Source organism: Enterococcus sp. AZ177, from assembly GCF_050544585.1.
GTDB lineage: Bacteria > Bacillota > Bacilli > Lactobacillales > Enterococcaceae > Enterococcus_L > Enterococcus_L plantarum.
The window spans coordinates 2,256,379-2,270,175 of record NZ_CP172944.1; the positions used below are offsets into that span (position 1 = coordinate 2,256,379).

General features: G+C 36.3%; 11 protein-coding genes. 4 read left to right on the forward strand and 7 right to left on the reverse strand.

Annotated elements, in window-relative coordinates:
* Positions 1 to 12: 12 nt before the first annotated feature.
* A complete protein-coding gene (locus IGJ34_RS11025; RefSeq protein ID WP_206849409.1) occupies positions 13 to 918 on the reverse strand; it encodes a prenyltransferase in 906 nt (301 codons plus the stop codon).
* A 119-nt stretch (positions 919 to 1,037) separates the two neighbouring features.
* Here IGJ34_RS11025 and IGJ34_RS11030 point away from each other — a divergent pair, with 119 nt between their 5' ends.
* On the forward strand, positions 1,038 to 2,018 hold the full coding sequence (locus IGJ34_RS11030; protein ID WP_430597463.1) for a polyprenyl synthetase family protein: 981 nt from the start codon (positions 1,038 to 1,040) through the stop codon (positions 2,016 to 2,018).
* A 115-nt stretch (positions 2,019 to 2,133) separates the two neighbouring features.
* On the opposite strand, the gene cydC is transcribed toward IGJ34_RS11030, so the two are convergent.
* Genes cydC through IGJ34_RS11050 form a run of 4 tightly spaced genes read right to left on the reverse strand, consistent with a single transcriptional unit; the run spans position 2,134 to position 8,061 of the window.
* Positions 2,134 to 3,894, reverse strand: a complete 1,761-nt coding sequence (gene cydC / locus IGJ34_RS11035; RefSeq protein WP_181429439.1) for a thiol reductant ABC exporter subunit CydC — start codon at positions 3,892 to 3,894, stop codon at positions 2,134 to 2,136.
* A complete protein-coding gene (cydD, locus tag IGJ34_RS11040) occupies positions 3,894 to 5,624 on the reverse strand; it encodes a thiol reductant ABC exporter subunit CydD (RefSeq protein ID WP_430597464.1) in 1,731 nt (576 codons plus the stop codon). Before cydD ends, cydC begins: the two co-directional genes overlap by 1 nt.
* Entirely contained in the window at positions 5,621 to 6,646 is a 1,026-nt protein-coding gene (gene cydB, locus IGJ34_RS11045; RefSeq protein WP_206837333.1) for a cytochrome d ubiquinol oxidase subunit II, read from the reverse strand. The genes cydD and cydB overlap by 4 nt, the downstream gene beginning before the upstream one ends.
* Positions 6,643 to 8,061 carry a cytochrome ubiquinol oxidase subunit I gene (locus IGJ34_RS11050; protein ID WP_069655140.1) on the reverse strand — a complete coding sequence of 473 codons (1,419 nt, stop codon included), beginning with the start codon at positions 8,059 to 8,061 and terminating at the stop codon, positions 6,643 to 6,645. The genes cydB and IGJ34_RS11050 overlap by 4 nt, the downstream gene beginning before the upstream one ends.
* A 582-nt stretch (positions 8,062 to 8,643) precedes the next feature.
* Here IGJ34_RS11050 and IGJ34_RS11055 point away from each other — a divergent pair.
* The gene (locus IGJ34_RS11055) at positions 8,644 to 9,576 is read left to right on the forward strand and encodes a DUF1266 domain-containing protein (protein ID WP_206849412.1); all 933 of its coding nucleotides are present in this window, start codon (positions 8,644 to 8,646) and stop codon (positions 9,574 to 9,576) included.
* 48 nt (positions 9,577 to 9,624) lie between these two features.
* Here the strand turns inward: IGJ34_RS11055 and IGJ34_RS11060 are convergent, their stop codons facing one another.
* A complete protein-coding gene (locus IGJ34_RS11060; protein WP_430597465.1) occupies positions 9,625 to 11,706 on the reverse strand; it encodes a DNA topoisomerase III in 2,082 nt (693 codons plus the stop codon).
* A 184-nt stretch (positions 11,707 to 11,890) separates the two neighbouring features.
* Here IGJ34_RS11060 and IGJ34_RS11065 point away from each other — a divergent pair, with 184 nt between their 5' ends.
* On the forward strand, positions 11,891 to 12,604 hold the full coding sequence (locus tag IGJ34_RS11065) for a DsbA family oxidoreductase (RefSeq protein ID WP_430597466.1): 714 nt from the start codon (positions 11,891 to 11,893) through the stop codon (positions 12,602 to 12,604).
* Positions 12,605 to 12,749: 145 nt separating this feature from the next.
* Here IGJ34_RS11065 and IGJ34_RS11070 read toward each other — a convergent pair whose 3' ends face one another.
* On the reverse strand, positions 12,750 to 13,115 hold the full coding sequence (locus tag IGJ34_RS11070) for a DUF1033 family protein (protein ID WP_069655137.1): 366 nt from the start codon (positions 13,113 to 13,115) through the stop codon (positions 12,750 to 12,752).
* 225 nt (positions 13,116 to 13,340) lie between these two features.
* On the opposite strand from IGJ34_RS11070, the gene IGJ34_RS11075 reads away from it, so the two are divergent.
* Positions 13,341 to 13,724, forward strand: coding sequence for a hypothetical protein (locus IGJ34_RS11075; protein WP_069655136.1), 384 nt, complete (start codon positions 13,341 to 13,343; stop codon positions 13,722 to 13,724).
* The last annotated feature ends 73 nt before the right edge of the window (positions 13,725 to 13,797 follow it).

Genomic DNA, 13,797 nt, shown 5'->3' on the forward strand with positions numbered 1-13,797 from the left:
CTTTTTATTTTATTATTTAAGCCATAATCCTATGGCAAAAAATACAACTTGTGCTAATGCTCCGACTGCTAAAATTTTCACAGCGCAGATAAAAGTTTTTGTTTTGACTTGTTCGTGTAAAAATACCTTTGTTTGTTTCCAAATAAATGGCACGACCAAAAGCGTGAGCAACATCGTAATCGGTGTTAACCCTAATACAACGCTTAACACGATCGAAGCAAAGGCGATCACGATCAACCCCACAAATAAACCAATCGACGTTTTTTTCCCTAGATAATGAACTAAGGTAAAACGATGGTTCATTTCGTCTTCTTCTAAATCACAAATATTATTCGCCAACATTAAATTGGCAATCAAACAAGTATTGGGTAGCGACACTAAGAAGATACTGCCAAGATTGCCCCATGTCCACTGAAATGAATCAAATGTATTGATATAGACACAAATCAACATGATCATAAACCCCATCGTAAATCCCGAAAAGAATTCACCCAAAGGTAAGCTTGATAATGGTTTAGGTCCAGAAGAATAAAAGATGCCAATCAAGTAGCAATACAGTCCTAACCATAACAATGGCCAACCGACAATCATAGACAGACCAATCCCCATCAATGCAGAAATGGCCACCATCCAAATGATCCAACGACGAATCATCGGCAAAGATAAATTTTCTCGCCCAATGATATTCGTCTTCTGTTTGTAATCATGCCCGTCTTTAGCATGATGGTAATCATTATAGTTATCTAAAATATCAACAGCCATATTGAAAATAAACATCGCAATAAAATAAATAAGAACATACCCTAAATGTAAATGTCCATAATGATACCAACTAAAACAAATTCCCAAAAGAAAGGGCAAAATACTGGCTGTCTTTGCTTTTAGTTCAACTAATTCAAAAAATACTTCTCTATTCAAAGTATACTCCTCTCTCCCTACAATATTTAGTTTTATGCTCACAGAATAATTTACTTGTATTTCATCACTAACATCGTATACAATCAATAGTATTGAATTACTGAAAGGACTATTGTGTTATGAATGATTTTTGGAAAGAATTTCCTATTATCCAACAACAATTAAATGAAACTTGTGAACTGATCAAACATCAAGTTAAAATACGAAACAAAGATATCGAAGCCGCTCTGATCGAGTTAACCAGTTCAGGCGGTAAATTACTACGCCCAGCTTTCTTTTTTTTATTTACCCAAATCGGCGATGAGCAAAAACAAGACCGCACACAACTGATTAAAATCGCCGCTTCTATCGAAATTCTACACATGGCGACATTGATACATGACGATATCATAGATGACTCTCCACTGCGTAGAGGAGCTGTGACGATTCAATCCCGCTATGGTAAAGATATTGCTGTTTACACAGGAGATTTATTGTTTACTGAATTCTTTGAATTACTAGCCGAAACGATGAATGGCTCTGATTTTCTACATACAAACGCTTCTGCAATGAAACGACTTCTACTTGGTGAATTAGATCAAATGCACACACGCTACAAAACAGACATGAGTATTTCCGATTACTTACGAAGTGTCAATGGAAAAACAGCTGAATTATTTTCTCTAAGCTGTCTGGAAGGCGCTCATTTTGGTTACGCTTGTCCAGAGGTACAACGCTTAGCCAAACGAATTGGTCGGCATATTGGAATTGCTTTTCAGATCTATGATGATATCTTAGACTATACAGCAGATGTAAAAACCTTGAAAAAACCAATTTTAGAGGATCTGGCACAAGGTGTCTATACATTGCCTTTGATTTATGCAATGCAAAAAGCGCCCGAACGCTTTGCCGTTTACTTAGAGAAAGGGGCTGCTATCACAGCCGAACAAGCAATTGAAACAGCTCAACTGGTTCATGAGCTAGATGGCGTCAATGATGCCAAAGTATTTGCGCGACGTGTCACTGAAAAAGCCTTGACTGACATCGAAAAATTACCAAATTGTCTAGGGAAAGAACAATTAACTTTGTTGACAGATTTATTACTGCAACGCTCTTTTTGATACTCAACTTCACTTTTTAAACGAATGAAGTTAAAACAGAAGTAGTTCGTTAAAGTTATTGAGGCTGAGATGTGACTCATAGAGTTATATCCCAGCCTCATCTTTTTTAGTTTCATTAACGGTGATTTGTTCCACGATCAATGGCATAAAGCTGTTGGTAATGCTGATTTGTCGCTAATAACTCTTCTGGAGAACCACTCATCTCTAGTTGTCCATCTTCAATAAATATCACTCGATCCATTTTGTGAACCCCTTGTAAATGATGAGTGATCCAAATAATGGTTTTGTCTTCTAATGCCTCAAAGAATGTATCTAATAAATGTTGTTCTGTGATTGGATCCAGTCCTGTCGTTGGTTCATCCAACAATACCACTGGTGTATCCTGAAGTAAAATACGAGCTAGCGCTAATCGATGACGTTCACCACCGGAAAAACGTAAACCAGCTTCATCTACCATCGTTAATAGTCCCTCTGGAAGACCTTCGATCATTTCTTTCAAACCAACTTTATCCAATACTTGCCAAACCTCTTCTTCAGAGGCTTCTTCTCGGCCGATTCGGACATTATTTAAAATCGTTGTTCTAAAAAGATACGGTGCTTGATGAATCACACCGATTGATTTCGTAATTTGATCCCCAAATTCATAAGTCGGTAGTCCACCCAATGTAATCGATCCTTTATCAGGTTGTAAATCTCCACGAATCAATGTTGCTAGAGTACTTTTCCCTGAACCACTACGACCTAAAATCGCTAATTTTTCTTTTGTATGAATCGTTAACTCTATGTTTTCTAACACTTGTTTAGTTGTTCCAGCATACGAAAAAGAAACATCGCTAATTTTAATTTCCGCATCTGTGATTGAGATTTCTTTTGTTACAACTTGGTTTTCTTCTAATTCCGGCAAATCATTTAAACGTTTGATTGAATCCTTGTAAATATTCGTTTCTTGCGCTGCGTCGGGTAGCGGTGCAAAAGCGTCAATCAACGGAAAAACGGTCAGTGTAAAAGCCGCAATCCAATTTGCCGCACCACCGTGATTTCCAGGAAAACGAACGCTCGCCCATGCTAAAATCGCAATAGTGATTACACCAAAAGCCACTTGTAATACAAAATCTCGAAAACGATTGAAGCGTTTGATTTGTTCATCTAACTGTCGTAATTTGGCTTCTTCTTTTTCATAAGAATGAACAAATTCCTGTCCACGCTGACTGAATACCCAATCTGAAACACCTAAGATATTATCCGTTAACGTTTTATACAATTCATTTTTTGACACTTTTTGTTTTTCTTGTCTGGCGCCATTCACTAAAACTGAAATCAATGGCAATAGAAAAATCACTACACCTAACATTAGCAACATACACAACCCAAACCACCAAGAAAATAATCCTAGGCCAATAATGATAAAGATATATAACAACCAAGCAATCACAGTTGGGAACACCGTACGTAAATACAAATTCTGCAAATGATTGATATCTTCTGATAATAACCCTAAAATATCACCCGTTTGGTATTTTGATTTAAAGAAAATTGCATCTTTTTCTAATACTAGATAAAGCTTCAAACGTAAATCAGACGTCATTTTCAACACCCAATTATGACTAACTAAACGTTCAATATAACGAAAAACTGGTCGACTAATCCCAAACGCACGTGTTAGTACAATAGGAATATAAATCATCAAAATATTCTCTGGAAGTGACGCCGCTCGACTAATTAAATAACCAGAGTTAAACATCAACGCTCCTGCACTGAAGAAAGTCAAAAAACCTAAAACCAATGCTAAGTATAATAATCCTTTGTATTTTTTTAAAAACGGTTTGATCCATTTATCTTTTTGGTATAATTCTTTATTTGTTGGGGTATTTTCCATTATTCTGTCCCCCTCATTTGATTGACTAATTTCACATAATAACCATTTTTATCGGTCAATTCTGATAAAGTTCCGGCCTCAACCAGTCGCCCTTTATCCATCACTAAAATATAGTCCATTTCGGCCATCCAATGTAATCTGTGTGTAGCAAAAAATACAAGATGATCTTCCATTAATGGCAACATTCTTTCTTTTAATTCCACTTCCGTTTCAATATCCAAATGAGCAGTCGGTTCATCAAATAATAAAATTCGACGTGTTTTGTCTAAAAAGGCTCTAGCAAGCGCTACACGCTGCGCTTGACCACCACTTAACATTCTGCCACTTTCACCGATCACCGTGCTTAAACCATCCGTAAGCTCTTCTACAAGCGTTTCTAATCCTACTAATTGAACTGCAGCTGAAACTTGTTCATCTGTCGCTTCAGGTGTGTAAAAACGAACATTGTTTGCCAATGTATCTTGGAAAATATAAGGAGACTGCGGAATATACACGACTTGCTTCTGCCATTCTTTTTGTAAAAAATGAGGAATGGATTGCCCATCAACTTCAATTTCAGTCATTTGTGTATCAGGTTCTAAAAATCCACTCAATACATTGATCAGCGTCGATTTTCCTGAACCGCTAGCACCAATGATTCCAATTTTTTGATACCCTCTTGCTGCAAAGTCCAGTCCTTTTAGAGCAGGATGAGTTGCTTCTTCATATTGGAATGTCAATTGTTTAACAGATACTTCACTTAATGCAGTCCAATCCCCTAAAGTAAGGCGATCCGTTTCAGTCATTTCTGGTAAATCCAATACAGCTTGAATTGCCTGGAATGAATTTTTCCCGTCTAATGTCGCGTGATAATCACTGGCAAAATCTCGAACAGGTAAGAAGAATTCTGGTGCTAAAATCAAGGTCGTTAATGCTGGGAATAGTAAAATCCCCCCTTCTAACAAGCTCAATCCTAAAAACACTGCCACAACAGCCACAGATAACGTTGTGAAAAAATCCAAAGCAAACGTTGATAAAATCGCAATTTTTAGCGTACTCATCGTTGCTTCTCTAAACCGCTCACTCGTATTGTAAATGCTACTTGCGTATTTTTTACTCAAGCCAAACAACTTCAACGTATCCAATCCTCGTAACGAATCAATAAAGTGATTAGACAAAATTTGAAAAGCTTTGTATTGTTTATCCGCTTTACTTTGCGCTGCATAGCCTAAAATGATCATAAAAATAATGATCATAGGAAACACAACCAGTAAAACAACCCCTGAACGAACATCCAACATAAAAACAAAAATCAAAATGATCCACGGAATAATCATCATATTCATGATTTTCATCAAGATCAAATGAAGATAATTTTCCGCTTGACTAATTCCTTCAAGCGCCATTGTAATCATATTTCCCGTACCATTTTTTTGAACCACCGTTGGTCCTAAGCGGAAAACCTTTTGTAACAAAGCTTCCCTTAATTCACGTGACCGCTCATAACTAAAGGTGTCTAACATTTTCTCACGAAGATACGTCACGACATGTCTACCAGTGTAAAACAAAAAGAACACCAAAATATTCAACAGCTGGTCGTGTAGCTGACCACCTTCCCATAACCCAACAACGGCTTTAGATAAATAAAATGCTTGTCCTATAATAAATACTGCTTGCAGGAAAGAAAAACCTGCAAGCAAGATCATGATATTTTTGATTTTCGGCATTTTTAAGATGGCTTTATCAATCATCCTTCATACCCCACAGCAGCAATCGCTGGATGTTTGATACGTTTTCTAAAGACATAATAAGACCAACCTGTATACGCTAGTACAAATGGTAGAATCGTTAATGATAACCACGTCATTGTCTTCAATGTGTAAGGAGAACTTGAAGCATCTTGGATCAAGATGTCATAATACCCTTCACTACCGATCATCACTCGTGGGAATAAACCACTAAATAATAACGCCACTAGAAGAATCAGTGTTAAACCACTAGCAAGAAACGCCAACATTTCTTTTTTCTTAAAGACACTAACGTTAGCAACAACTGTCAATGCTACAATTGCTACAACAAGTAACATTGTCACTAAAAAGTGATTATCAAAGAAATCTGTTTTAAAGTACAACAAAGCTGCAAACACAACTAAGCCAACATATAAAACCCAATAGAAGAATGACGCATAATTGCGAGCACGTTCTCTAACTGGTCCTTCTGTTTTAAGCGTAATATAGTTTAAACCATGCAAGTAGCAAAGTAAGGACAATGCAACACCACCAACAACAGAAAACACATTGATATAATCTGTAAATGACGCCATCATATTTCCGTTCACATCAAGAGGCATCCCTTGAACTAGATCAATGAATAAAACCCCAAAGAAAAATGGTACGATAAAACTACCAATCGATAATGTCCAGTTCCACATTCTACGACGTTTGCCATCTGGCATACGGTGACGGAATTCAAACGACACTCCACGAATGATCAGACCAACTAAAATAATAAACAAAATCAAGTAAAAACCACTAAACAATGAAGCATACCAGTATGGGAAAGAAGCAAACATCGCCCCACCTGCTGTTAATAACCATACTTCATTACCATCCCAAACCGGTCCAATTGTTTGGATGATTTGTTCTTTCTCTTCTTCATCATGAGCCAAAGTTTGAACCGACATACCCACGCCAAAGTCAAACCCTTCTAGAAAGAAGAAGCCTGAGAATAAAATACCAATTAGGACAAACCAAAGTAATTGCAACGTACTCATTCGCCAAAGACCTCCTTATCAAATGGATCTACATCAGTAGAGTTCGCCTCTGCTAATTTCTTTTCTTCATAATCTGGGCCTTTTTTAAGTTCTACAGTAATCAAGTAAACCATTACTGAGCCTAGACCAGCAAAAAGAATGAAGTAAATAATATTCGATGTTAATAATGAAGCCACTGATACATTTGGTGAGACACTATCTTCAATCGTGAATAGACCATAAACAGTCCAAGGATAACGACCAAGTTCAGTGATCAACCAACCTGTTGTATTTGCCAAGAATGGAGCAAATGTACACAATGCTAATATCCAAACCATCCAACGTTTTTCATAAAGTGAAGGTTTTTTCTTGCGACTAAAGAATAATCCTAAAGCTGAAACTAAAAGCATCAATGCACCAAAGCCAGCCATGACTCTAAAGCTCCAGAATAATGTGTTGACTGGTGGATAATAATTTTTATCATCACCATACTGTTCTTTCAAACGTTCATTCACAGTGTCCATTCCATCAACAGAACCAGATAAACTATTATAAGAAAGAATACTTAGCATATAAGGAATTTGGATTCCAAATACTTGTTTATGCTGCGCTTCGTCTGCCCATGCGATCAATGTCCAAGCTGCTGGATCTCCAGAATCTTCATAATCGCCTTCCATTGCCGCAAATTTCATTGGTTGATCATTGATCAAAGCTTTCATTTGTAAGTCCCCTGTAAATAAAACAGATAGTGAACCAAATAAAGCAATCCATAACCCAATGCGCATAGACGTTTTGTGGAAATTAAGATCACGTTTTTTCAAAATTTGGAACGCTGCAAGACCTGCAACGATCATGCCGCCCATTACAATTGCGCCAGACAGAACGTGGGTAAACTCATACCACACTTTTGGATTGCCAATTACGGCTCCAAAGTCGATCAACTCAGCACGACCATTATTTAATGTATAGCCCACTGGATGTTGCATAAAGCTGTTTGCAGCTAAAATCCAGAAAGCAGACATCATTGAACCAAATACCACCAACCAAATAAATGTTAAATGTAGTTTAGGACTTACTTTATCCCAAGTAAAGATCCATAACCCTAAAAATGTTGATTCTAAAAAGAATGCAAGTAACGCCTCGATTGCCAGTGGAGCACCAAAAATATCTCCAACAAAGCGTGAATAATCTGACCAGTTCATTCCAAACTGGAATTCTTGAATAATTCCTGTTACAACTCCGACTGCAAAACTTAATAGAAAAATGTTGCCCCAAAACTTCGCCATTTTGCGATAACGTTCATCTTTTTTCACGACATACATCGTTTCCATGACTGCAACTACAAGTGCTAATCCTATTGAAAACGGTACGAAGAAGTAATGAAAGACTGTTGTCATTGCAAATTGGAATCTTGCTAATGTTACAATATCAAACATCAATAATCCCCCTTTTTTACTGTCTCCACAAAAAGAATAAGCTAATTTCATTCAACATAATTATTCATTTGCGCAGTTGGTTGGTGCTGCCAAAATGAATCAAAACTCAGAATAAAACAAACCTAAATACAATATGTGCGCGGAAACTCTTTTTATTAATTTTAGAATGATTCCAATCTAAAGTATACTCTTTTATTTACAAAATACAAATGTTTCTGTCCTATTTTCATCAAAATATTCCTTTGTTCTTGGGGAAAAATAAGAAAAGTAGGCTCAGATGATAGAATATAAAAAAAACAGTCTGAATAAAGTTTTTCTTCCTTAATTTAGAAACAACTTTTACTTTAGTCGATATTTCATAAATATATTCCTTAATAGTAAGATTTTGCCTACAATAATTTTTTCATATGATCAATTACTTGTAATTGATTCAACATACCGTAAATGGTTGTCTAACTTTTAAAAACTCTACACTCTGAAACTGCTTACTCTATTTATATCACTGAAGTGACGGTAAAGTAAAGCTAATATGTACAAATATATAACTTTTTGTTATAATTTTTTAAAAAAGGAGGTACTATTATGTTGTTGTATATTCGTCTTTCACGTGCGCTAAGTAAATCAGGAGTCTTTCTTTTATTGGGGCTAGTTTTCCTTTTTATGGGGTTCACAAAAGATACCTATGTTGATTGGAATACTGGTTACGCAGGTTACGTTTTGATAGGCGGTGGTCTATCACTTCTCATTGGCCTTTTTATTTTTATACGGAATTTATCTGGCTCTGCTTCAACCTTAGAAAATCAACAAGAAGATTTTCTATTTAACCATATTGCACCGGAAGAGAAAAGAAAATATCTGGCTCTGGGCGCGTTATTTTCACTTCATCCCTATCGGACTGTTGAATGCTTGAATAAGTTTTTTCTGCAAAAACCCGAAGATACTCTAAAGGGAAAAGAGAATATAAACGAGTCTTGGGGAATTGTTGATATGACTTCTGCAAAAAAACAACTTGATTGGTTGCTTCATTCTGGTCATAGAAATGACAAGACTATCATCACTCAAAAAAATGCCCTCATAGCTCAGCTACGTAATCCAGCTGAGTTAACAGAAGAAATCTCTGAATTGATCAAAAATGTCAATCAAATTACATATTCTATTCACAGCAAACAGATTGATTACATCAACCCCAACATCATCTACAACTTTACGAATCTTAGTGGTTGGGATTATATCCGTGGCGCAAGCATGGCAAAAGATTGTTATAATTTAGGCTATCTTGATGAAAACGAAACGTGGCGCTACATCCTTGCATTTAACGAATTGGTCGTACAAGACTTTTCTTCTTGGGAACAACTTGCAGTATCTTTTTTAGTTGGCCGATATATTTGGTCTGGTGATCCTTATCAAGAATGGTATATCGAGCATTTTTCATGGCTCTTTTCTTTTTATCCCGAGGATGACGTAAATGAATTCCAGCAAAATATTTGGAAAAAATACCCGCTTAGTGAACTGTAACGTAAAAAATCCAACCAAAAGAATAGCTAATGGTTGGATTTTTTGTGATCAATCGTTTTTCATCGCTGCTTTCAGCGCTTGTGCTAATGCACTTTCTTCTGGTTCTTCTTTTTGTGAGTATTTTTTCATTAACTTACGTTCTTCATGTTTTGTAAGTTTTTTACTACGTTCTTTTTTATCTTGCATTTTTTCAGTGATTGAGCAGTACTTACATTTGAAGTATGAACCGTTTTTACCATCGATGATTTCCATTTTTCGATGGCATTGTGAACAACGATGATTAGATACTTTTGGATCTTTTCTACGGCGATAGCTACAATCTTGGTTGGAGCAAACATAGATTTTTCCATCTTTGGTATTTTTCTCACGTAAATTTGAGCCGCATTCTGGGCATTTCTTTTGCGTGATCGAAAAGTCTTGGTATTTGCTTTCGCTTTGTTTGATTTCGTTGACTAATTTTTTCGTGTCTTGTTCGATTTCTTTTAGAAAAACAGTGCTACTTTGTTTGCCTTTGGCGATAGCTTCAAGTGTTTTTTCCCATTTTTCAGTTAGTTCTGGCGTTACCAATGACGGATTGACTAATTCTAGTAATTGCTTCCCTTTCGGAGAAACATTTAACCCATTCGTATTCCGTTCCATCAATTCTGATTTGATTAGTTTTTCAATGATTTCTGCTCGTGTAGCAGGCGTTCCTAAGCTGTGTTTTTCCATCAAACCGAGTAAGGTTCCTTCAGTTAAAGGTTTAGGTGGCGTAGTGAGTTCTTTGTTTATAGTGAAATTCGGCGGTATGATCATGCCTAATTTCCAATCCACAGACGGAACGACTTCTTCTTTTTCTTGTTTCCAGCCAGCAACTTCAACTTTACTTTGACGGAAGATAAATTGTTCTTTGCCAAAATTCACGATTACTTTTGTTTGTTTCGTGCGATGAGATTCTGCAAACATCCCTAGGAAACGAGTCACAATCATGTTATAGATTTTTTGTTCATCCCCACTTAGCTTCTCATAGCGTGGGCGTTGTTCTGTTGGGATTAAGGCATGATGATCTGTGACCTTCTCATTTTGGAATACTTTTGTTAGTTTCACTTGACCGCCGTCTTTGATATAGGTTTTAACTTCTGGCGAAAAATCGCTGACTGCTTGCAAGCGTTCTTTCATAGTAGCTTTCATATCCGTTGTTAAATATTTACTATCCGTTCTTGGATACGTCACAATTTTATGAAATTCATAGAGACTTTGAACAAGCGATAGCGTTTTCTTCGCTGAAAATTGGTAGCGTTGGTTCGCTTCTCTTTGAATTTCGGTTAGATCATAAGGTAACGGTGCTTGTTCTGTCTTTGTTTTTTCTTGAATATCAGTTACTTTTCCTTTGCCTTCGTTTAATTTTTTTACAAAGGATTCGACATCATTGCGTTCTTTTAAGGCATATGGATTACTTTGAACTAATTTAGCTTTTTCTTTTTGAACGTGTAGTTCCACTGAAAAATACGTTTGCGGTCTAAAGCCTTCGATTTTCTTTTCTTGTTGACGGACCAAAGATAGGGTTGGTGTTTGTACACGTCCTGCTGATAAGCTATCTTGATACTTCACAGTCAAAGCTCTAGTAACATTCAATCCCACTAACCAGTCCGCTTTTGCACGAGCTAAGGCTGAATAATATAAGTTGTCATATTCTTTAGCTGGTCTTAATTTTTTGAAGCCATCTTTGATTGCTTTGTCTGTTTGAGAAGAGATCCATAAACGCTTAACTGGCTTATTAAAATGAACATATTCTAAAATCCAACGAGCAACAAGTTCTCCTTCACGTCCAGCATCCGTTGCGATAACTGCTTCTGTGACATCTTTTCTGTTCGCTAATTGTTTGATGGCTTTTAATTGATGACCCGTTTTGGGTAATGGTTTGATCCCTAGATGTTTGGGTACCATTGGTAAAGTCTCCATTTGCCAAGACTGCCATTCTTTGTTGATATCTTCCGGCATTTTTAATCCTAGCAGATGTCCTAATGCCCAAGTCACAATGACATTTGGGCCTTCGTAGTAGCTTTTATTTTTTTGATTGGCGCCAAGTACTTTACTTAAATCTTTGGCAACACTCGGTTTTTCAGCAATGATCAGTTGTTTATTCGCCATTTTATTCACTCACTTTCTGTATTCCTTATGTAAATTGAATTTATCTGTAAAATGTCAATAGGTAGATTTTACCACACTCTCCCTATTCTTTTCGCCTCTTATTTACGCTTTTTCATTGAAATGCCTATAAAAGAGCATATACTTACTAATTGTAAGATAAAATAATGATTATCAAGGAGAAGCTATGATTGCAATTAAATTTTTTCACGACGTTATCTGCAGTTTTTGTTTTCCCATGTCCTATAGAATGAGACAAGTTCAAAAAGAAATGCCTGAAGTCAAAATTATACACCGCTCTTTTGCTTTAGCTAGAGATTCAAAAGGTCACGAGGAAATGTTTGGCTCAAGAGAAAATGCAAAAAATGATATTTTATCCCACTGGGTTCATGCGAATCAAAATGATGCTCTCCATCGCTTTAATATCGAAGGAATGAACGAGGCTGATTTTCTTTTCCTAACCTCTATGAACAGTTTGCTTGCTTCAAAGGCAGCTGGTGTCGTAGGAGGGCAGACCGGTTATTGGTCTGTTTTTGATGCTTTGCAGACAGGCTTATTCGTTAATAGCCAAAATATTGATGATCTAAACGTGATTGAGTCCATCGTAAAAGCTAGCTCGATTGATTTTAAAAAGTGGCAACAGACCTTCACTGATCCAGCTACTCTAACTTTAGTTGAAGACGATTTTCTTTTAGCTAATACTTATCAACTTACAGGCGACCCTGCATTGATCGTTAACGGAAAATATCTGATTAGCGGTGCACAACCAATGGACCAAATCAGCCAAGCTATCGAGACGATCAAAGATAAAGAAACACCTATTATTGAAGTAATCGAAAATAATGAGTCCGAGCATGGATCTTGCAACATGGAAAATGGCAAATGGGTTTGTACAGATTAATCATGTCTTCAAACTAATTTTTGTACAGCTCATACTGTGAATCAGATTTTTGATTACTCGGTTGTTTGCTCTAATAGAATATAAAAAGTTAGAAAAGTAAGAAACAATTCTGTTCTCTCACTCTTCTAACCCTTTATTGGTTCATTTAAGCAAAACTCGATTTACAACATTTCGGCTTAGCACAGTCATTATGCCTTTCATGAAAATCATCGCCACTTTCAAATGTTACAGCCTGCAAGTCTTTCAGCAAAGCTATTCCTTTGTATTGTTGCAAATCTTCGTCACATTCCTCGCACCAGCGTTCATCACCAGCATTCCAAAAGGCTGCCAAATAATTCACTTTTGTATTTATGTATTCATATGTTGAAGAAAGTTCTTGCCATTTTTTTATGTAGTAACGTTCGGCATCTTCTAAACAATTAAACGTTTTATTTTCTTCAATATCTTCTTGCCAGTCTTCAAAAAACCACCAAGGTTCATTATCGCCGTACATGGTAACTACTTGATACATTGATCGATCACTCCAATTCTTTCTACAAGAGCTATTCTAGTCACTTCCCAAAAACTTTTCAACTTAAGTGCTTGTGAAATTCTTTTTGTTTAAACGTTTGCGTTTTTTTATTCCACCACAAGTTATTCTGTACGAAAGAATAAACTTAATTTCTACTTTATTTGATTGCGAATAGAAATAGCATTTGCTAAAATATGGAAAGAATAGAAAGGAACGTTTCTTATTATGAAAAAACCTGTATTTTGGAACTCGATTGCGATTTATTTACTCTTATATAATAATATTTTACTTATTATTTCATTGATCATAGCGCTAAAAACGGTGGTCGAAGGAAATGGAACATTTGGATCGGATGTTTGGTATCAGATATTTGTCTATCTTATTTACATTATTGAGATTGCCGGATTGATGACGGGTGGTAAAAAAGGGTACATCATTTCCATTCTTTTCATTCCATTTATCTTTTTAATGTACATTTATCCTCCTATGATGGTCAGTATGTTTCCTAAAATGCTTATGCTAGCATTTCGTGTGATCGAGTTTGCTTCAATGATTTATCTTGTTATTTCGCCTGAATCAAGAGCTTATATTACTAAAAAAAATGAGTAGGACAACTCTTTGAGTCATATCCCGCTCACATTGAATCCTTATAAACGGTGGGTTCAGGAGCAATCCCTCCTTA